Here is a 19,756-nt window from a genome sequence, read left to right as displayed (position 1 = left end):
GAGGGATGGGACCATGAGCAGGCAAGGAAGCATCAGGATAACGACGGTATTCCCGGAGACGAATTTTATTGCGCGTGTTGAAGCGTCCAGTCATGAGATCGGGCTTGCAGCCTGGGTTCGCCAAAATGAAGCACTGGTAAAGAGGCAACTGAAGGAGCAGGGAGGGATCTTGTTCAGGGGCTTTGATATGCCGGATGATGCTTCATTTCTGAATTTGGTGAGGGAGCTGCCATTTGAACCGGTTGATATCAGCCAGTTTGAAGAGGCCACGGAAAGAGAAAAAGTTGCGACGAATCTGTATACGACCACAGCTTTTCCGGCCAGCGAGACGATTTCATTGCACAGTGACTACTCATCGTCGCTGGATATTTGTCAGTACCTTTGTTTTTTCTGCCTGACTCCTCCGGGCACCGGTGGTCAAACCCCGGTTGCGGATAACCGCCGGATCTATCACAGGCTGAATCACACATATCGTCAACAGTTTGAAACGCTGGGCTGGCGATTGGTCCGCCATTACGGCACGGGGCTCGGACTGGACTGGCAGGATACTTTTTTAACGGATTCCCGTCAGGCCGTGGAGAAACATTGTCAGCATCATGACGTAACAGCCAATTGGGATGGTGATGAATTAAGGACGACACAAACACGAACTGCGGTGATTCTTCATCCTGAAACCGGGGAAAAGTGCTGGTTTAATCATATTGCTTTCTGGCATGTGGCGAATTTACATCCCGACATTGCTGATGCGATGATCGATGCGGTTGGTAAAGAAAAATTGCCCTTTCAGACGTTTTTTGGGGATGGTAGTGATATTCCGGATCCGGTGGCACATCATATCCGGGATATTTTACTAGAGGAAAAGCGCATGTTCGACTGGCAGCAGGGCGATGTACTTTTATTAGATAACATTTTGACCAGCCATGGCCGGGAATCTTTTTCCGGAGACAGAAGTATCCGGTTATCTGCGTTTCATCAAATGAAGCGGGAGTGATTTTTTCTTTTTGATTCAATCGATTTATCCCCACTCACTTCTTGAAACGGTTGTGTTGATTCTGTCGTGAATTCTCGTATTCATCTTTTTCCGAGGTGCTCAGGTGAGTGCATTGAAAAGTGTTTTCAAAGAAAATTTCCTTCCTCAGCAACAGAGTCCGCAGGTTCATTTCTCCAGAACGTTGCTGATTTGTTTTTCTCTTTTGATTGTATGGTCTGCTGTCTTTCTGAAACCGGGCTGGCTTGAATTATTCGCAGAACATATCGTGATTGCGGTGATGATGGTTGTTGGCTCTTTTGTGGCAGGTTCAACCCCCCTGGGCGGTGGTGCTGTTGCCTTTCCTGTGATGACGAAACTGCTGTCGACGCCCCCGGAATCATCAATGCACTTCTCATTGATGATACAAAGCATAGGCATGACGTCCGCCTCCATTCTGATCTTGTTGAGCCGCCATCAGTTGCCCTGGCGGGGGATCGCACTCTATCTGGTCGGTTCATTTTCCGGGTTTTATCTTGTCACCCAGTATTTATACGCCACTTTAAGCAGCGCAGAAGTAAAAGTGATGTTCAGCCTGAACATCGCAATTTTCTTGCTGGTTTATTTATTTGGTTATTACGCGGATAAATTTAATGAAAGGCAGATTCAGGTTTGCCGCAGGAAGATGATCACTCTGGTGACATTCGGGTGCCTCGGCGGCGGGATGAGTGCTTTTATCGGTTCTGGTGCGGATCTGTTTGCGTTTGCATTGTTCACCATTTATTTTCGGTTAAATATCGTGCAGGCAACACAGGCCAGTGTGATCATTATGGCGACGACGTCCATTTTCGGACTGATCACCTTCTTTTTTCAGGGAACTCAGCCTGCTGAAGTCATTTTTGAATATTGGTATGTTGCCGCTCCCGTGGTGATTTTCGGTGCTCCGATAGGCGCCTGGGTTTGCTGCAAAGTCAGCAAGAAAGTGATTCATCACATGATCATTGCCCTTTCATCTCTGGAGTTAGCCTCAACCTTACTGCTGTTGCCATTGGGTGAACGCTCGGCATTGATTTTCTGCTTTCAGCTGTTAGTGATGTTTGCACTGTTTAGCTGGAATAAGAAGCAGATGAGAACGTCAGGATAAGCACGCAAGAAAAAGCACAGAACAGCAACAGGCTGGCCGTCCGTTCTGGTCCCTGAAAACAAAAAGCCCTGCAAGTGCAGGGCTTTTTACAACGCGATGGTGATGCGGGTATCACTCAATATTTTGGATCTGCTCGCGCATCTGCTCGATCAGCACTTTGAGTTCAACGGCTGAGGCGGTGATCTCTGTGTTGATGGACTTGGAGGCGAGGGTGTTCGATTCGCGATTGAATTCCTGCATCATGAAGTCCAGACGCCGGCCACAGGCGCCGCCTTTTTTTAGAATTTTGCGGGTTTCTTTCACGTGAGAATCGAGGCGATCCAGCTCTTCGGCCACATCACTTTTCTGAGCCAGCATAATCAGTTCCTGCTCGACGCGGTTGGCGTCCAGCTCAACTTTGGCTTCTTCCAGACGCGTCAGAATGCGTTCGCGTTGCCATTGCATGACTTCCGGCATCAGCGCGCGTACTTTGGTGGCTTCTGTCGTGATGGCATCTAGACGCTGATCAATCAGGTCTTTCATGTTCGCGCCTTCGCTGGCTCGGGCGGCGATGAAATCATCCACTGCGCCGTCAAATGCAGTCAGCAGTTCCTGATTGATGATGTCCATGTCCTGTTCCGGGGTTTCCATCACGCCCGGCCAGTTCAGCACCTGAAACGGACCAATATTGCCTTCACCGGCGGTTTCTTTTACCCAGCTGGCGGCTTTGATCACCTGCTTGGCTAAAGATTCATTGATACGCAGTTCTGTGTTGGCAGCCGGGTTGGCTTCAAAGCGCAGGCTGCATTCGACCTTGCCGCGTGCCAGACGCTGACGAAAACGCTCGCGCAGGACAGGTTCCAGACTGCGGAACTGCTCTGGCAGGCGCAGATAAGTTTCCAGATATCGTTGGTTAACCGAACGGATTTCCCAAACGGCGCTGCCCCAGTCGCCTTTAACTTCGCGACGGGCATAGGCGGTCATACTGTGAATCATTGGCGATGGCCCTTAAGAAATGATGGCTAGATTATACGCACCAGTGCAGATAATGGAAATTGATCCGTATCGTCAGGCGGGTTCAGGGCGTGCAACAGGGCGGAGATCTGGCTATAATCGCCGGTCAATGTCTGCGGGTCGCCGAGCGGCCTGTCCTCAGCACCCAATATCAGCCAAGGTGGAATCCGATGCGTCCAAGTGGAAGAAGTGCCAGCCAAGTTCGTCCGATTACTATTACCCGTCATTTCACTGCCCATGCCGAGGGTTCGGTGCTGGTTGAATTCGGCGACACCAAGGTAATTTGTACCGCCAGTGTTGAAGAAAGTGTACCGCGCTGGCTGAAGGGCAAAGGCCAGGGCTGGGTGACGGCTGAATACGGCATGCTGCCTCGCGCAACGCACTCCCGGAACCGTCGTGAAGCGGCCAATGGTAAACAAGGCGGCCGTACGCTGGAAATTCAGCGTCTGATTGCCCGCAGTCTGCGTGCAGCGGTTGATTTGGAAGTGCTGGGTGAGCAGATGATCACTGTCGACTGTGACGTGATTCAGGCCGACGGCGGAACCCGGACCGCCTCGATTACGGGTGCGATGGTTGCACTGACCGATGCTATTCATGTGATGCTGGAAAAAGGTCTGCTGAAGAAGAACCCGCTGAAAACGACCATTGCGGCGGTTTCTGTCGGGATTTATCAGGGCACACCAGTATGCGATCTGGACTATGCCGAAGATTCCAGTGCGGAGACAGATATGAATGTCATCATGAACCGTGAAGGCAAAATTATTGAGATCCAGGGGACCGCAGAGGGCGAAGCCTTCAGTACCGAGGAACTCATGGCGATGCTGTCGCTCGCGAAAGACGGCATTGCCGAGATCATCAATATCCAGCAGGCATCGCTGGAAAGTTAACGTTTTTGGAGCGGTTCCTGTTGGAGCCGCTTTTTTTTGTCCGCAGAACACAGATCTTGCGGGATTTCGCCAGCCGCTTGTCCTTCGGCTGGAGCATGCGACCAATCGCTCGAGGAGAAACAATGAAAGCATATCAGCGTCAGTTCATCGAATTCGCTTTAGAGAAAGGCGTCCTGAAGTTTGGTGAGTTCACCCTGAAATCAGGCCGCAAGAGCCCGTACTTTTTCAATGCCGGTTTGTTTAACACCGGTCGTGATCTGGCACGTCTGGGCCGTTTTTATGCCGCAGCACTGGCCGATTCGGGCATTGCATTTGATGTGCTGTTTGGCCCGGCTTATAAAGGGATTCCTATCGCGACCACTACGGCCGTCGCACTGGCGGATCACCACGACATCGATACTCCGTACTGCTTTAACCGTAAAGAAGCCAAAGATCACGGCGAAGGCGGCAATCTGGTCGGCAGTCCGCTGGAAGGACGTATCATGCTGGTGGATGACGTGATCACGGCCGGGACCGCGATTCGCGAATCGATGGAAATCATCAAGGCGAATGGTGCTGATCTGGCTGGCGTGCTGGTGGCGATTGATCGTCAGGAAAAAGGCAAAGGCGAGCTGTCGGCGATTCAGGAAGTCGAGCGTGACTTTGGCTGTGCTGTGATTTCCATTGTGTCTCTGGGCGATGTAGTCAGCTATCTGGAAGAGCAGGATGGCATGGAAGCGCATCTGGAAGCGGTGAAAGCTTACCGCGCTCAGTACGGCATCTGATATCTTTCAGACCTGAACAGTAAAGGGCTGGCAGTGATGCCAGCCCTTTTTTGATGGTTTCGGGGGGATCGTGTCCTAGAGCTGAAAGGGAAAGAGAGAAAGTTAGCTCAGCTGATTGGTCAGCAGGTCCCAGTAAGCGGCGAAATTATCATTCGGCTTGTGTCGGAAGCTGGAGCGCACATAGCGGTTATAACTGCCTTCTACCTGACCCAGCAGCTGGGCAGAAAGAATGTTTTCATCGATCGGGAAACCGCGGCCTTCTCGCAGCTTACGCTCACGTAAAATTTGGCGGAGCTGGGTTTCAATCCGCTCAAACAGCTGGTTGATGCGTGACTGGAGCCGATCCTGTTCAAACATCAGGGCGTGACCGGTCATAATACGGGTCAGCCCCGGATTGCGCTCGGCAAAGACTAACAGCAGTTGCAGGACCATTCGCAGCCGGGTCATGGTGTCTTTTTCGTCATCCAGGATACGGTTGATACGAGTAGTGATGGAGTCTTCAATAAACTCAATCAGGCCTTCAAACATGCGGGCCTTGCTGGGAAAGTGGCGATACAGAGCGGCTTCGGAAACGCCAACCTGTGCGGCCAGTTTTGCGGTGGTAATGCGTTGGCTGCCCTGGCTCGATTCCAGCATTTCAGCCAATGCCTGCAAGATTTCTTCGCGGCGGTTGTTTTTTTTATTGCCAGCCATGAATAACCGTTCCTTTTCGATATAAGACTGTGTCCGGACAGAAAAACCTGAGTATCTTAGCCATGCGCTAAGGGCATGGAAAGTGTCTGGATCAGGCAGTGTTACCTGTATCGGCAGCCAGAATGTAAGCTTGAGAGCTGGCTGCCAAAAATCAGTGAGCTGTTTATCGTCAGCGGGGACGAAGTAGCAACATGGACGAGGCGGCTCAGCTTTGCTGCCGGAAGCGTTGGATGATTTCATCAATGAGCTGACGCCCCAGCGAGGTTTTGTCAGTCAGTGGAAGCGCCTTGTCACCCTTTGGCCAGTACAGGTGCAGGGCATTAGTGTCACTGTTGAATCCCTGTCCCTGCCGGGCGACGTCATTGGCGCAGATCAGGTCCAGGTTTTTACGTTGCAGTTTATCCCGGGCATAGCGTGCGACATCCTGCGTCTCAGCGGCAAAGCCGACGGTGAAAGGTCGCTGCTCCGCCATTGCTGCAACGGCGGCGATGATATCCGGATTTTTCACCAGTGTCAGTACCAGCTCATCGTGCCCCTGTTTTTTCTTCATTTTCTGCTCAGCCATTTCTGCCGGGCGGAAATCAGCTACGGCAGCACAGCCGATAAAGATATCGTGCAAAGGGGCCTGTTCCGTCGCAGCCTGATGCATTTCGACTGCACTCTCGACATCGATTCGCTGGACACCTGCCGGGGTGTTCAGGCTGACCGGGCCGCTGATCAGCGTGACGCTGGCACCGCGTTCTGCGGCAGCCTGTGCAATGGCGTAGCCCATTTTGCCGGAGCTGTGGTTGGTCAGGTAACGTACCGGGTCAAGCGCTTCCCGGGTCGGTCCGGCGGTGATGGCAATGCGTACCCCTGCCAGATCCTGTGGCCGGAAGAAGTTTTCGATTTCAGCAACCAGTGCCATCGGCTCCAGCATCCGGCCCGGGCCGACATCGCCACAGGCCTGTTCGCCACTTGCCGGTCCCCAGATCTGATGTCCCCATCTGGTCAGAACAGCCAGATTCTCCTGAGTCGAGGGTTGACGGTACATCTGCTGGTTCATTGCCGGGGCGACGGCAATCGGGGCACTGGTTGCCAGGCACAGCGTGCTCAGCAGATCGTTCCCCATCCCGGCACGCAGGCGGGCGATCAGATCTGCTGAGGCCGGTGCCAGCAGCACCAGGTCAGCCCACTTCGCGAGCTCAATGTGACCCATGGATGCTTCTGCGGCAGGATCGAGCAGGCTGTCCGCCACCGGCTTGCCGGAAACGGCCTGCATGGTCAGCGGTGTAATGAATTCCTTGGCGGCGGGGGTCATGACGACACGGACCTCTGCGCCACGCTCAATCAATCGGCGTGTCAGTTCTGCGCACTTATAGGCTGCAATCCCGCCGCTGATCCCCAAAAGTATTTTTTTTCCTGCCAGTGTTTTCATTCGATAGCCTGCTTCCTGAAAAACTGGCAACAAGATATCACCAAAGCGGAACGGATTCATCGCTTTAGTACTGAGAAAAATGACCGTTTACTTGTGCTATATCACCATCTTGTCGGGTAATCACTCGACAGAAGTGGTGAGAGGCAGTGTAACTGTGTCTCTGGCCTGCGGCGGATGCCACAGTTTCAACTTGTGGTCTTTGTACTGTTCCCGGGACTCGCTTCTGCTTGAACAAAATAAGCACAGAGGATCGGAACGGAATGGCTTTGAAGCATTTACCTCTAGAGACAAGGCCCAGAGAAAAATTACTGCAACGGGGGGCCAGTACATTGTCGGATGCTGAATTACTGGCGATTTTTCTGCGGACCGGTCTGCCCGGTACCAATGTCATCGAGTTAGCCGGGCAGTTGCTGCAGTCGTTTGGGTCCCTGCGGGCTTTACTGGCGGCTGACCTGCAAAGCTTTTGCCAGCATAAAGGACTGGGCCCGGCAAAATTTGTTCAGTTGCAGGCCGTGTTGGAAATGAGTCTGCGTTATCTGACTGAGCGGATGGAGCGTGGTGAGGCGCTGACCAGCCCGGAACAAACCCGGCGCTATCTGAGCCATTTGCTGCGAGATCGACACCGAGAAGCATTTTTTGTGTTGTTTCTGGATAACCAGCACCGGGTGATCCGTGGCGAAGTGATGTTTGAGGGAACAATTGATGCGGCCAGCGTGTATCCGCGTGAAGTTGTAAAAAGATCACTCGAACTTAATGCAGCGGCGCTGATTTTAGCGCATAATCACCCCTCAGGCGTAGCGGAGCCAAGTCAGGCCGATCGGCGAATTACGCGGAGGATCAGCGATGCGCTGGCCCTGGTGGACATTCGGATCCTCGATCACTTCGTTGTTGGTGATGGTGAAGTGGTTTCTTTTGCTGAACGAGGTTGGCTATAAAGTAGGCCGAAATTGATCAAAAAGACAAGAAAGGATCTGCTCGGGACTTGAGCAACTGGTTTTGACTTAGTATAATGCGCGACCTTTGATAGCTTCGGTTAGATGGAATGCTTTTTGCGTTCGGTTAATCGCGGTTGATATCGAGCTGAAACGATTTGGAGAAGACAGTAATGTCCCGAGTATGCCAAGTAACTGGTAAACGTCCTGTAACGGGTAACAACCGTTCACACGCACGTAATGCCACCAAGCGTCGTTTTCTGCCGAACCTGCAAACTCATCGTTTCTGGGTAGAAAGCGAAAAACGCTTCGTTAAACTACGCCTTTCTGCGAAAGGCATGCGTATCATTGACAAGAAAGGTATCGATACCGTTCTGTCTGAAATGCGTGCTCGCGGCGAGAACGTTTAAGAGGATTCTAAGCAATGGCTAAAGGCATTCGTGAGAAGATCCGTCTGGTATCATCTGCCGGCACAGGTCACTTCTACACTACCGACAAAAACAAGCGTAACATGCCAGGCAAATTTGAGATCAAGAAATTTGATCCAGTTGTCCGTAAGCACGTTATGTACAAAGAAGCAAAAATCAAGTAATTGGTTTCTTTTGCTTTTTGATAAAAACCCAGCCAAGGCTGGGTTTTTTTATGGCTGTCAGTTGGCAAGCAGATTATCATCGGAGTTCAATGAATGCAGATGGAGGCCGGATGAAACTGACACGCCGTGGCTGGAACAATTTAGTTATCATTGGTGTATTGCTTTTTGTCGCCATCATTCAGCTCCCTGAACTGCTCAGGCAGCGCATGATCCCGGAACCCTCTGTCACGACGCAGGACACGGCGGGTCTGGTCCGTTTACTGCCGTCTGAAAGCCGTATCGAGAAACTGGTCCTGCCTGATGTCATTTTCAGCCAGCAGGCCGGTGTCTGGCAGTCTGAACCTGCCATTTCCGATGATCCTGCGGTGATTGTTTCCCACTGGTCCGGGATAGCCGGAACAAAAGTGGATGCCGATACTTATGCCCGTTTGAGCGACAAGCTGACCGCACCACGGAGCGTCGAAGTATGGCTGACCGATCAGGCTGAGCCCTACCGGTTGACGGTTTATCAGCTTCCTCAGTTCTGGCTGTTGCAAAACTGGGCAGGGGAGTGGCTGGCTATCACCGTTGAACCCGGTTATCTGTTTCCCGCCACCTGACCTTATGTTTCACCAGAGAATCCAGAAAGAAGATGCCAGAATTACCCGAAGTTGAAGTCAGTCGTATGGGGATCACCCCGCATGTGGTCGGTCAGACCGTCACTCAGGTGACGGTGCGCAACCCTAGTTTGCGCTGGCCGGTCCCTGCCGAGCTTCAGTTACTGCAAGGGCAAACAATTCGCGGGGTCAGTCGCAGAGCCAAGTACCTGCTGTTGGAAACCGATGCCGGTTTCGCCATTATCCATCTGGGTATGTCTGGCAGTTTACGGATTCTTCCGGAGGATGTTCCGCCGGCGAAACATGATCACGTTGATGTGAAGCTGGCCAGTGGTGAAGTTCTGCGTTACAACGACCCCCGCCGGTTCGGTGCCTGGCTGTGGCAGGAACGCGACAGCGAGCACCCGGTGCTGAGTAAACTGGGGCCGGAACCGTTGAGTGAGGAATTCAATGCACCGTATCTGATCGGCAAAGCCCAAGGGAAACGTACGGTGATTAAGCAGTTCATCATGGATAACCAGGTGGTCGTGGGGGTCGGGAACATCTATGCCAATGAGTCCTTGTTCTCGGCGGGGATTCATCCTCAGGCGCCAGCAGGCTCATTGTCACCGGAACGACTGAGTTTATTGGTTGACGAAATTAAAAGCGTGCTGAACAAAGCGATTACGCAGGGCGGCACCACCTTGAAAGATTTCAGGCAGAGTGACGGTAAACCCGGCTACTTTGCCCAGGAGCTGCAAGTGTATGGCAAGGCAGGTCAGCCGTGCCCGCGCTGTGGCCAGCAACTCAATGAGGCCAAAATCGGGCAGCGTGCTACAGTCTTCTGTAGCGGGTGCCAGCCCTTGTAAATTCATATGTAATCACGGCCTCACTCTGTTTTTAGGGAATGAAAAGGAGATGTGAGCATGCGTTATCTGGTAACTGGCGTGGCAGGATTTATCGGCAGTGCCGTGGCTCAGCGGCTCTGCAGCCTGGGTCATGAAGTGGTCGGGATTGACAACTTCAACAGCTACTATGATGTGAAACTGAAACAGGCCCGGGTGCAGCGGATTACCCATCCGGCATTATTAGTACTGGACTGCGATCTGGCCGACCGGGAAGCCATTGCACGGCTGTTCCTGGCGCATCAGTTCGATCGGGTGATCCATCTGGCGGCGCAGGCTGGCGTGCGCTACTCCCTGGATAATCCCATGACCTATGCTGACAGTAACCTGACGGGTCACCTGACCATTCTGGAAGGCTGTCGTCGTCATCAGATTGAGCATCTGGTCTATGCATCTTCCAGTTCGGTTTACGGCCTGAACCGCAAACTGCCGCTAACGACGGATGACAGTGTTGATCACCCCGTTTCTCTCTATGCAGCAACCAAAAAAGCCAATGAGCTGATGGCGCACACCTATTCCCACCTTTACGGCATTCCGACCACAGGTCTTCGTTTTTTCACCGTTTATGGCCCCTGGGGCAGACCGGATATGGCACTGTTTAAGTTTACGGAGGCCATGCTGGCCAGTCAGCCGATTGATATTTATAACCAAGGGGACATGCTGCGCGATTTTACCTACATTGATGATATCGTCGAAGGGGTCGTGCGGATTCAGGACGTGATTCCGACCTCCCAGCCCGACTGGCTGGTTGAAACCGGATCGCCGGCTACCAGCTCAGCCCCTTACTGTGTATATAATTTGGGGCATGGTCAACCCGTAAAGCTGATGGATTTTATTGCGGCACTGGAAAAAGCGCTGGGCCGGGAAGCCATCAAGAACTACATGCCAATGCAGCCGGGTGATGTATATGCGACGTATGCGGAAACAGAAGACTTGTTTGCTGTGACTGGTTTCCGGCCTCAGGTAAGCGTGGATGCGGGCGTGCAACGATTTGTTGACTGGTATCTGGATTATTACGGTCAGAGTGCACAGGGAAAGATTGCGGCACACTAAGGCGGTGCCGCATTTTTAGGATTATTCCGCCAGTTTGTCTCTCAGGGCCTGAGCAATGGTCGGGTGTACGAACTGGTCCACCTGACCCTTGTGCAGTGCGACTTCCTTGACGATGGTTGATGAGATAAATGAGTTCTCTTCGGCCGGGGTCAGGAACACCGTTTCGAGTTCCGGCATCAGGCGGCGGTTCATATTGGCAAGCTGGAATTCATATTCAAAATCCGAGACTGCACGCAGACCGCGCACCAGAATATTGGCCTGATGCTCACGGGCGAAATCAACCAGCAGGCCTGAAAAACCCACAACTTCAACATTCTCCAGGTGGCTGGTGACGGCTTTCGCCAGATTCACCCGTTCCTGCAGATCAAACAGCGGCTTTTTACTCGGGCTGAAAGCGATGCCAACAACCACATGATCGAACATGGCAGCCGCACGCTCGATCAGATCCTGGTGGCCGTTGGTAATCGGGTCAAAGGTACCGGGATAGATTACTCGGGTTGTCATCTCAGCATTCCTTTCTGTATGTCCTGTGAAATTGATGTTGGGCGCCATTCTTTACAAGTTGTTGTAAATGGCTTCGTAGTCTTTGGCTGTCGCTGCAATATCAAACAGCTTCATTTTTTCCTGGCCGGCTTCGATATATCGCTCACGGAGAGCACTGTCCCGGGCTACGCGAGCAATGGCTTCTGCCAGTTGCCGGCTGTCTCCGACTGGGATCAGCTCGCCGTTGATGCCATGATCAATAATATCCGGGATACCCCCGGCACGGGTTGCGATCACAGGTAAGCCCGCTTTCATCCCTTCAAGGATCACCGAGCCGAGTCCTTCAGTATGGGACGGATGTACCTGAAGGTCCGCTGCTGCGAACCAGTCCCCCATATTCGACTGTTTCCCCATGAAGCTGATATTGGTTAATCCCTGCGCCTGGGCTTCCAGCTCGGCGCGCAGTTTGCCGTCTCCCAGAATGGCAATATGAACCTGAGGTGCCTGTTGTTCAAGCAAACGGGCGGCTTCGATGGTGACATTAAAGCCTTTGTGCTTGAGCAGGTTGGCGGCATGGATGACCAGAAATTTGTCGCTGAACTGGCTGCGGATGGCGTTCACTTCAGTGTCATTGACCGGGTAAACCACGGGTGAACTGGGAATCTTATGCGGCCGCTGATTCGTCACTTTCGCCTGAATACAGTCCACGATGGCCGTGCTCAGACCAATGGTCACGCTGGCATCATGATAGCTTTTTTTCAGTAACCAGCGATCTTTGAGCGGGTTGTCGATACGCCGGGTCACAATGTAGGGGCAGCCGAACAGCTTTGACTGAATCCAGGCCCAATAGATAGCCCGTCCTTCGTGGACATGAATTGCCTGGCAGTGTTTGGTTATCGCAGCACGATGCCCCAGCAGGAAATGCTTGATCAGCACCATGCGGCAGCCAAGTGCTTCTGCTTTGGCTGCAAACGGACTACGCGGGTTGGCGACGACCGTCAGTGTATAGCCCATATTGCGCTGCTGTTTGATCAGTTGCAGCGTCTGCTGCTCACCACCACTGAAGCCGGTGGCAAGATTCACATGGCAGATGTGCTTATTCATTCGGTGTATTTTTCCTTACGTAGTCGCGTAACCACAAGTCGGCATAGCGGGTAAATACGGTGTTGGCGCTTAGAATTGCGAGGAGCAGCCCGTGTCTGCCATCAAGAAAGCCTCGTTTGAGAATATACATCTTCAGAAATCGAACCAGGGCATGATTGAATGCAGTTCCCAGAGATGATTTTTTTTTGCCTTCCCGCTGATCCGCCCATGATTTCGCATAGAGGGCAGTTTTGCGCGTATATTGACTGAGATGATCGAACGTAAAATGACGCAGGCGCCCATTCAGCGGTTTGACCGTCAGATTATCAGTGATGACTTTTTCATGGACAAGCGCATCATTATATTGAGTTTCATCCCGGCGATAGAGGCGGGTAACCCAGTCTGGCGACCAGCCAGAATAACGAATGGTTTTGCCGAAAGCATCACTCAGACGGTTCAGCTTGAAGGCAACCCGGGTTGGGTTGGCGGTGATTGCTGTCTGAATCTCAGCTTTGAGTTCCGGTGTGACCCGTTCGTCTGCATCCAAAACCAGAATCCAGTCTGTCGTCATATGCGATTGTGCACGCTGGCGCTGAGGTCCGAAGCCTGGCCAATCGGGATAACAGAAGAATTTATCAGTGTAACGGCGGGCGATGCTTTCTGAATCATCGGTGCTGCCTGAGTCAACAATCACAATTTCGTCAACCCAGCCAGCTACGGTATCCAGACAGGCGGCCAGGTGCTGTGCTTCATTCTTGATGATCATCAGCACACCCAGAGTGGTGTGGGAAGTGTTGGGAGCCATTCGGTGTCCAGTGTTCAAGTTAAAAATTGATGATTGCCATTACAATCATATGCGAATGATTATGCCGACCGGGCTTAACGAAGTAAAACCTCGGTCAGATTTCATCACTGAACTTATTGCTTTCGTTCAGGATTGAGTATTTAGGGTGATGCGATCAAACATCGCAATGACCTGTTCCGGCCGGATACGCTGCATGGCCTGTTCATCTTTTACCCGGCTGCGCCATGGCAGTTGCTCAGGAGATTGACCGGTTTTTTCCCGGATGCATTCATCGTAAACACTGACCACATATTGCCGGGATAAATAGGGACCGGTTCGTTCAGGGTTATGATGTGCATAGAGGCCAAGAACCGGGGTGCCGACCGCAACAGCCATGTGGGCCGGACCAGTATCCGGGGCACAGACCAGTGCGGCTCTCTGTAAGAGAGCGAGCAGTTGCTTTAGGCTGCTCTGACCAATCAGGTTGTTCACCGGAAAGTCGAGTCTGGCTTCAATCGCATTCCCTAAATCGACCTCAATCTTTGCCGGACTCCCAGCCAGAATGACGGCGAAGCCCTGCTGATGAGCATGCTTTGCCAGCGCTGCATAACCTTCAGCTGTCCAGTTTTTATAGCCTTTACTGGCCGCCGGGGCAATGACCAGCGTGTTGTCCTGATAGATATGCTGATCCGCCCAGCGCTGGTCTTCTTCCGACAGCGGGATCTCCCAGCTCGGGGTCAGATCGGTCACTCCCAGCGTGGCGGCGAATTGCATAAAACCGTCCAGGACGTGGGGAGCGTCCGGTGATGTCACTTTGACATTGGTGAAGAGCTGCTGCAGATCGCTGCTGCGGGCGGCATCAAACCCCAGCTTAAATTTCGCCTTGATCCCCAGGCTGACAATGCTGGCACGAATTGCGGTCTGCATGTGCAGCAGGGCGTCAAAGCGTTCACCTTTCAGCGCTTGCCAGACGGCTTTATAGCCCTGCCAACCCTGTTTTTTGTCAAAGACAATCACACGGATCCCCGGCAGTCCTTTCAGCAGTCGTGCTTCTACTTTGCCACATATCCAGGTCAGCCGTGTCTCGGGCCACTGTCGCTGAATCGCCTGCGCCATGGCAATACTGTTACAGACATCACCAATCGCCGACAGGCGAAGGATACACAGTGATTCGGGAGCGGAAGTGAATAAACTCATGACACCTGCTTATAAAATGATGCATTTGCGTGGTTTGGAATTATATACATTTCGATGACCGGAATCAGCGTGATTTGTGTTCACTGAGTGTCCACAGAGTGTGCACGAAGTGCACGCTGAGCGTTCAGAGTGTGAGTATGACGTGAACGTCCGGCAAAGAACCCGTTCCGAACATGACGAACCCCGGCAATCCCGTATAAAATAGTGTTTTTCAGCCGTTTGGGATACAGGTTCATGGAAATACGGGAGCAGGATAACTGTCGGGTGATGTTTGACCCGGTTTTGCTGGCAGAAGATCCCTGGCAGTGCTTTGAACCGGATTTCTGGCAGAGACAGCAGGCTGTGACAGGGAGTGCCCGCGGACGGGGGACGACCTGGTTTGTCCGGGGACAGGAAGTCGACATGGCTTTGCGCCATTATTATCGCGGCGGTCTGTTCGGGAAACTGGTGAAAGATCAGTACCGGTTTTCTGACTGGGCATCCTGCCGGAGTATGGCGGAATTTGCATTATTGCAGCATCTGGTGGCGAAAGGGGTACGGGTACCGCGTCCGGTCGCTGCCAGAGTATGTAAAACCGGTTTGTTCTATCGCGCAGATTTACTCACCGAAAAAGTGCCGGATGCCACTGATTTGGTAGATAGGCTGCAGCAAGGACCACTGTCCGAATTACAGTGGCAGGCTGTGGGCGCGATGATCCGCAAGATGCATGACAGTCAGGTCAATCATACCGATTTAAATGCGCATAATATTTTGCTTGATCGCGAAGAGCGAATCTGGCTGATCGACTTTGATAAATGTAGCCTGACAGATGGTGAGCACTGGAAAGCCGCAAATTTGTCCCGCCTGCATCGCTCTTTTGTGAAAGAAGTCGATAAGGCGGGCATTCAATGGCAGGCATCAGACTGGCAGCAACTGCTTGTTGGCTACGGTGGGTAATCGGATTACTCCAGCAGCCGGATTTATCTTGCAGAGATACTGGCTGTCAGTGCGGTCAGGGTACGTTCAATAGCACCCTGATTGGCGTTCACGACTGCCAGCGCAGCTTGCCCCATTTGAGACTGTGTCTCCGGGCTTTCCAGCAGTCGTGTAACGGTTTCGGCTAAACCTTTGCTATCGTCAATAACTTCAGCTCCGCCTGCATTCAACAGCTGGGTCGTAATGTCGGTAAAATTGTAATAACTGGGTCCGGTGAGGATCGGTTTCGCCAGAGCGGCCGGTTCCAGCAGGTTATGACCGCCGACTTTGTCCCCAATCAGGCTGCCGCCGACAAACGCCAGATCACAGGCTCCCAGCAGCAGCATCATTTCTCCCATGGTATCGGCCAGATAGATTTGTTGCTCTGCGAGTAGTGTTTCCGGTTGTGTTCGGCGGGCGGTGGTAAATCCGTGCTGCAGGCACAAGGCATGGACCGCATCAAAACGTTCCGGATGCCGGGGAACCAAAATCAGCAGGGTATCCGGATGAGATGCCAGAACCTGACGATGGGCTTCCAGCACTTGTTCGTCTTCACCGGCGTGGGTGCTGGCTGCAATCCAGACCGGACGCTGGCTGCCCAGCTCTTCTCTCAGTGCTGTGCTGGCTTGTATCAACCCTTCAGGGAGAGAAATGTCAAACTTGATGGAGCCAGTGATCTGTACGGCTTGCGAAGGGACACCGAGCCGGATGAAGCGGTCGGCGTCGTCACGGTGCTGGCAGAGAACCCGATCGAGATGATTGGCCAGCAGGTGAAACAGTGGCTGTACCTTCGCATAGCGCTGGCAGGAACGTTCCGACAGGCGGGCGTTCAGGACAGTCACAGGTAGACCTGCCTGCCTGGCCGCTGCAAGAGTGTTGGGCCAGAGTTCGGTTTCCATGATACACAGGGCACGCGGTTGCTGTTTTTTCAGAAAAAGACGTAACGCCCAGGGAAAATCCAGTGGCATGTAACGATGTTCAACCAACTCGCCAAGTCTGGCTGCCTGTTCAGCTCCAGTGGCTGTCGTGGTGGTCAGCAAAATCGGCAATGTTGGATAACGGGCTTTTAGCACTTTGATGAGCGGGGTGACAGCCAGTGTTTCACCGACTGAAACGGCATGGATCCACAAAGGCTGGTGGCCCTGGACTCTGGGACTGAACCCAAAATGTTCTTTCCACCGTTTGCCGACAGGCGGGACACCGGGACGCTTTTTATAGAGAGAGAGCAACAGTACGGGGGCAACCAGTGTTAATAAACAGGTGTATAGAAAACGCAGCATTAATCCTCTCATTCGTGGCGGGACTGCCACTGCCCGGACAGTTCAAAGTATTTTTTCAGAACCAGTAAACCAATCAGTTTCTCCCGTTGGGGATGACAGAACTGATGAACATGCTCATGTGCGTTGGCAATGATTGCTTCAGCCGCTTCCGGGTGCTGGCTGTAGTATTGCACTTTCTCTTCGATATCTGAGCAATCATCCTTCAGCTCGACATAATGAACGCCAGCCTTCAGAGTTCCTTCCATAAACCAGGTTTCATATTTTGGTTTTGGCATCATGCACAGTGAGTTGGAAGACATAGCCCATTTCAGGTTGGTGGCGACGTCCTTGCCTTCAATACAAAGAATGAATTTGTAGTCGAGCTGCTCGTCAATGCTCAGAAATCCTTTCAGCCAAGGTACCTGGCCTTCGTTTTCATTCACCTGTCCGATGTCACCGTGAGGCAGGTTATAGCACGACCGAACCATCTGCTTACGGTGCTCTTGGTGAGCTGCCCCTCGCCAAACCAGCATGTCCTTCTTCTCTCGGAAACTTTTGCTGTCATGAATGAAATTGAAGTGCCTGACTTTATTGAGTTTGAACAGCACTGCGTTGTCATTGTCACCGTGAACCGGTCTGGCTTTGACCAGAAAAGGGTATGGTTCAATATGGGTATCATCACCGAATCGGTAAGCTACTTTGAAATTATGGTCAAAGTAATTCAGGTACTCTTTGAGATCATAGAAATACGCACTTTGCCCCTTTTTCCGGTAATTCCGAATCGCTACAGATTTTTCGTTCGGCAGGGTGAATGCATGCGTATGTTTCAGGTAATAATCGACCCGGGATGCGATGTAATTTCTGTCATACTGATCCAGGGTATTCAGCAGGTACCTGAGCCGGCGCTGGTAAAACAATTTTGGCGTCAGGGAACGCAGGGCATTTTTGCTGTAAAAAGAAAATTTGCTGTTCTTTTGCCTGTTGTGTAATCGTATCAACGTTATTGCTCCAGCGTTATTCGGCCAAATCATTGATAGCTTGAATCACACGCTCTGCAGGCAGTTCTTTCAGGCATTTCAGATGACCGTAAGGACACTCTCGCTTAAAGCAGGGCCGGCATTCAATGTCAGTGTGGACAATGGAGACTTCTTCCGCCAACGGCGGGGTATAGTCCGGTGAGGTTGAGCCATAGATTGCCACGACTTTACAGCCGACCGCTGCGGCCACATGCATCAGACCGGAATCATTACTGACGACTGTATGGCAGAGAGCCAGCAGATCCACGGCTTCAATCAGACTGGTTTGTCCGGCTAGGTCATGGCAGTGTTGTTGTAGGTCATCAGGCAACCCGTTTCTGATCGCTGAAGTGACCGGTTGATCTTTGGCTGAACCAAACAGCCAGACTTGTTGGCCCTGCTCAATCATGCGTTGAGCAACCTGTGTGAAATAAGCTTCCGGCCAGCGTTTCGCCGGGCCGAATTCAGCACCGGGGCACAGACCGATCACCGGACGATCCTGAGAAAGCGCCAGGCGTGAGATGGCTGCTGACTGCTTGTTTGGGTCAATGGTCAGGGCCGGTCTGGGTAATGGCGGCAGGGCTGCGCTGCTGGTCATTTCATTCTTAGGGTAAGCCAGCGCACTATAGCGCTCAATCACCAGACCAAACTCACGTTTATTGCTGCGCAGGTCTGTGAGCAGTCCGTAACGACTTTCTCCTTTCCAGCCGGTCCGGACCGGAATTTTGGCAAACAACGGAATCAGGGCTGATTTGGCTGAGTTCGGCATAATAAATGCCTGATCATAGCTGGCTTCGCGAAGGGATTTCCCAATACGATACCGCCCTTTCAGGTTAAACGCGCCGTGGCCGATGGGCATATCAATGGCACGGTTTACTTCTGGCATCCGTTCCAGAATTGGCCGGCACCATGCAGGTGCCAGGACATCAATGTCAGCATCTGGATGGCGTTGTTTCAGGCTGATGTACAGGCATTGTGACATCACCATATCGCCGACCCAAGACGGGCCGATTATTAAAATTTTCATATGACGCTGCACTTTTTCTTTCAGTAGGGTTTGCTGCCATCCGGTCGGGTTTTCAGCAGTTGCAGATTCCACATATACTGCTCTTGATAAGGGGCGACCATTTTTTCCAAAGCTTCAGCCAGCAGATTTGCATCGTGCTGGGTATCCGGTCCCGGTAATGGATTAAGTACCGGGGAAATGTGAATTTCGAATTTACCATTTTCTGTATTGTATACCGGGATCATCGGTATTACAGATGCGTTTGTCAGTTTTGCGATTTTGCCTAAACCAGAGAACGTTGCTTTTTTGGTTGCAAAGAAATCAGTGAACTGGCTTTGCTCCGGTCCGAAATCTTCATCCGGTAAGTAGTAGCCCAGAAACCCAGATCTGATTGCACGGATGTAAGGTTTTAGCCCTCCGTTACGAGCATAACAAATTCCGCCGTATTGCAATCGCTGGCAACTGATCAGCCAATCAAAAACGGGCTGTCGGTGCTGTGGTTTCATAAGTGCTGCAACGGGCAGACCCAGAGAGGCCCAGTAGATAGCCGGAAAATCAATTGCCCAGCAATGTGGAACTAAAATGATCACTGGTTTGTTGGCTGCGATTTCTTTGTCCAGGTGCTCCTGACCAAAAACCTGAGTGCGTTTCTGTAAGTGTTCCCTGCTTCTAAAAAGTAGCTCTCCCATGGCCAGGATGACCTGAGAAGCAACAGAGTACATCTTATCGATCTTTGTTTCGCGTTCTTCAGTCGTCATTTCCGGAAAGCAGAGGGTCAGATTGACACGTGCACGATGACGCGCTTTCTTCACTCTGCGACCAAGATGTAGTCCAATAAAACCAGCGATTGGATCTCTGATTCGCCATGGAAGCTGTGCAAACAGACTTAGTAAGAAAATACTGATCCAAGTTCCCCAGTGCCGGGGATGCAGAAATGACCACTGGAAAGTGGGGTGGTAGCCAGGGGTTAGTTCATCCTGTGATACCCGGTTTTGGACGGTAGTCAAAAGATAATCTCTCTTGTTACTGTGAATGTCTTCACTTGAAAGTTA

The 19,756-nt window shown here is 52.1% G+C and carries 22 protein-coding genes; 11 read left to right on the top strand and 11 right to left on the bottom strand.

The window, feature by feature from the left end; genetic code table 11:
* Nucleotides 1–13: 13 nt before the first annotated feature.
* Together ACYP03_RS14945 and ACYP03_RS14940 are read left to right on the top strand one after the other, a co-directional pair.
* Nucleotides 14–991, top strand: a complete 978-nt coding sequence (locus ACYP03_RS14945) for a TauD/TfdA family dioxygenase (RefSeq protein ID WP_459780710.1) — start codon at nucleotides 14–16, stop codon at nucleotides 989–991.
* 103 nt (nucleotides 992–1,094) lie between these two features.
* The gene (locus ACYP03_RS14940) at nucleotides 1,095–2,111 is read left to right on the top strand and encodes a sulfite exporter TauE/SafE family protein (protein WP_459780708.1); all 1,017 of its coding nucleotides are present in this window, start codon (nucleotides 1,095–1,097) and stop codon (nucleotides 2,109–2,111) included.
* 111 nt (nucleotides 2,112–2,222) lie between these two features.
* On the opposite strand, the gene ACYP03_RS14935 is transcribed toward ACYP03_RS14940, so the two are convergent.
* Complete coding sequence (locus tag ACYP03_RS14935; RefSeq protein WP_459780706.1) at nucleotides 2,223–3,086, bottom strand: YicC/YloC family endoribonuclease; 864 nt, start codon at nucleotides 3,084–3,086, stop codon at nucleotides 2,223–2,225.
* Between the two features lie 188 nt (nucleotides 3,087–3,274).
* Between ACYP03_RS14935 and rph the strand changes: the two genes are divergently transcribed.
* Nucleotides 3,275–3,991, top strand: coding sequence for a ribonuclease PH (gene rph, locus ACYP03_RS14930; protein WP_248144481.1), 717 nt, complete (start codon nucleotides 3,275–3,277; stop codon nucleotides 3,989–3,991).
* 122 nt (nucleotides 3,992–4,113) lie between these two features.
* Nucleotides 4,114–4,755 (top strand): orotate phosphoribosyltransferase, encoded by a 642-nt coding sequence (gene pyrE, locus ACYP03_RS14925; RefSeq protein ID WP_248144480.1) that lies wholly within the window; start codon nucleotides 4,114–4,116, stop codon nucleotides 4,753–4,755.
* A gap of 102 nt (nucleotides 4,756–4,857) precedes the next feature.
* Here the strand turns inward: pyrE and slmA are convergent, their stop codons facing one another.
* Both slmA and coaBC read right to left on the bottom strand, forming a co-directional pair.
* A complete protein-coding gene (gene slmA / locus ACYP03_RS14920) occupies nucleotides 4,858–5,448 on the bottom strand; it encodes a nucleoid occlusion factor SlmA (RefSeq protein ID WP_459780703.1) in 591 nt (196 codons plus the stop codon).
* Between the two features lie 205 nt (nucleotides 5,449–5,653).
* Nucleotides 5,654–6,865, bottom strand: coding sequence for a bifunctional phosphopantothenoylcysteine decarboxylase/phosphopantothenate--cysteine ligase CoaBC (coaBC, locus tag ACYP03_RS14915; RefSeq protein ID WP_459780701.1), 1,212 nt, complete (start codon nucleotides 6,863–6,865; stop codon nucleotides 5,654–5,656).
* Nucleotides 6,866–7,125: 260 nt separating this feature from the next.
* Between coaBC and radC the strand changes: the two genes are divergently transcribed.
* From radC to ACYP03_RS14885, 6 genes are all read left to right on the top strand, one after another.
* Complete coding sequence (gene radC / locus ACYP03_RS14910) at nucleotides 7,126–7,800, top strand: RadC family protein (RefSeq protein ID WP_330961389.1); 675 nt, start codon at nucleotides 7,126–7,128, stop codon at nucleotides 7,798–7,800.
* Nucleotides 7,801–7,970: 170 nt separating this feature from the next.
* The gene (rpmB, locus tag ACYP03_RS14905; protein ID WP_027250565.1) at nucleotides 7,971–8,207 is read left to right on the top strand and encodes a 50S ribosomal protein L28; all 237 of its coding nucleotides are present in this window, start codon (nucleotides 7,971–7,973) and stop codon (nucleotides 8,205–8,207) included.
* A 14-nt stretch (nucleotides 8,208–8,221) separates the two neighbouring features.
* Nucleotides 8,222–8,389: a 50S ribosomal protein L33 gene (rpmG, locus tag ACYP03_RS14900; RefSeq protein WP_004405486.1), complete on the top strand. Its 168-nt coding sequence runs from the start codon at nucleotides 8,222–8,224 to the stop codon at nucleotides 8,387–8,389.
* A 110-nt stretch (nucleotides 8,390–8,499) separates the two neighbouring features.
* Nucleotides 8,500–8,988, top strand: a complete 489-nt coding sequence (locus ACYP03_RS14895) for a hypothetical protein (RefSeq protein ID WP_459780698.1) — start codon at nucleotides 8,500–8,502, stop codon at nucleotides 8,986–8,988.
* A gap of 32 nt (nucleotides 8,989–9,020) precedes the next feature.
* Nucleotides 9,021–9,833 carry a bifunctional DNA-formamidopyrimidine glycosylase/DNA-(apurinic or apyrimidinic site) lyase gene (gene mutM, locus ACYP03_RS14890; RefSeq protein ID WP_459780696.1) on the top strand — a complete coding sequence of 271 codons (813 nt, stop codon included), beginning with the start codon at nucleotides 9,021–9,023 and terminating at the stop codon, nucleotides 9,831–9,833.
* Nucleotides 9,834–9,890: 57 nt separating this feature from the next.
* Nucleotides 9,891–10,922 carry an NAD-dependent epimerase gene (locus ACYP03_RS14885; RefSeq protein ID WP_459780694.1) on the top strand — a complete coding sequence of 344 codons (1,032 nt, stop codon included), beginning with the start codon at nucleotides 9,891–9,893 and terminating at the stop codon, nucleotides 10,920–10,922.
* Between the two features lie 21 nt (nucleotides 10,923–10,943).
* On the opposite strand, the gene coaD is transcribed toward ACYP03_RS14885, so the two are convergent.
* From coaD to ACYP03_RS14865, 4 genes are all read right to left on the bottom strand, one after another.
* Nucleotides 10,944–11,426 carry a pantetheine-phosphate adenylyltransferase gene (gene coaD / locus ACYP03_RS14880; protein WP_248144473.1) on the bottom strand — a complete coding sequence of 161 codons (483 nt, stop codon included), beginning with the start codon at nucleotides 11,424–11,426 and terminating at the stop codon, nucleotides 10,944–10,946.
* A gap of 51 nt (nucleotides 11,427–11,477) precedes the next feature.
* A complete protein-coding gene (locus ACYP03_RS14875; RefSeq protein WP_459780691.1) occupies nucleotides 11,478–12,509 on the bottom strand; it encodes a glycosyltransferase family 4 protein in 1,032 nt (343 codons plus the stop codon).
* The gene (locus ACYP03_RS14870) at nucleotides 12,502–13,293 is read right to left on the bottom strand and encodes a glycosyltransferase family 2 protein (RefSeq protein ID WP_330961384.1); all 792 of its coding nucleotides are present in this window, start codon (nucleotides 13,291–13,293) and stop codon (nucleotides 12,502–12,504) included. Before ACYP03_RS14870 ends, ACYP03_RS14875 begins: the two co-directional genes overlap by 8 nt.
* A 126-nt stretch (nucleotides 13,294–13,419) precedes the next feature.
* The gene (locus ACYP03_RS14865; RefSeq protein WP_459780689.1) at nucleotides 13,420–14,469 is read right to left on the bottom strand and encodes a glycosyltransferase family 9 protein; all 1,050 of its coding nucleotides are present in this window, start codon (nucleotides 14,467–14,469) and stop codon (nucleotides 13,420–13,422) included.
* 234 nt (nucleotides 14,470–14,703) lie between these two features.
* On the opposite strand from ACYP03_RS14865, the gene ACYP03_RS14860 reads away from it, so the two are divergent.
* Complete coding sequence (locus ACYP03_RS14860; RefSeq protein ID WP_330961382.1) at nucleotides 14,704–15,405, top strand: 3-deoxy-D-manno-octulosonic acid kinase; 702 nt, start codon at nucleotides 14,704–14,706, stop codon at nucleotides 15,403–15,405.
* Nucleotides 15,406–15,428: 23 nt separating this feature from the next.
* Here ACYP03_RS14860 and waaA read toward each other — a convergent pair whose 3' ends face one another.
* Genes waaA through lpxM form a run of 4 tightly spaced genes read right to left on the bottom strand, consistent with a single transcriptional unit; the run spans nucleotide 15,429 to nucleotide 19,711 of the window.
* Nucleotides 15,429–16,703, bottom strand: coding sequence for a lipid IV(A) 3-deoxy-D-manno-octulosonic acid transferase (waaA, locus tag ACYP03_RS14855; RefSeq protein ID WP_459780686.1), 1,275 nt, complete (start codon nucleotides 16,701–16,703; stop codon nucleotides 15,429–15,431).
* A gap of 8 nt (nucleotides 16,704–16,711) precedes the next feature.
* The gene (locus ACYP03_RS14850; protein WP_248144467.1) at nucleotides 16,712–17,680 is read right to left on the bottom strand and encodes a glycosyl transferase family 90; all 969 of its coding nucleotides are present in this window, start codon (nucleotides 17,678–17,680) and stop codon (nucleotides 16,712–16,714) included.
* A gap of 16 nt (nucleotides 17,681–17,696) precedes the next feature.
* Nucleotides 17,697–18,725: a lipopolysaccharide heptosyltransferase II gene (gene waaF / locus ACYP03_RS14845; protein ID WP_459780684.1), complete on the bottom strand. Its 1,029-nt coding sequence runs from the start codon at nucleotides 18,723–18,725 to the stop codon at nucleotides 17,697–17,699.
* A 20-nt stretch (nucleotides 18,726–18,745) separates the two neighbouring features.
* Nucleotides 18,746–19,711 carry a lauroyl-Kdo(2)-lipid IV(A) myristoyltransferase gene (lpxM, locus tag ACYP03_RS14840; protein WP_459780682.1) on the bottom strand — a complete coding sequence of 322 codons (966 nt, stop codon included), beginning with the start codon at nucleotides 19,709–19,711 and terminating at the stop codon, nucleotides 18,746–18,748.
* Nucleotides 19,712–19,756 lie beyond the last annotated feature (45 nt).

Source organism: Photobacterium sp. R1 (genome assembly GCF_054600795.1).
This window is presented reverse-complemented; position numbering and strand designations above follow the sequence as displayed.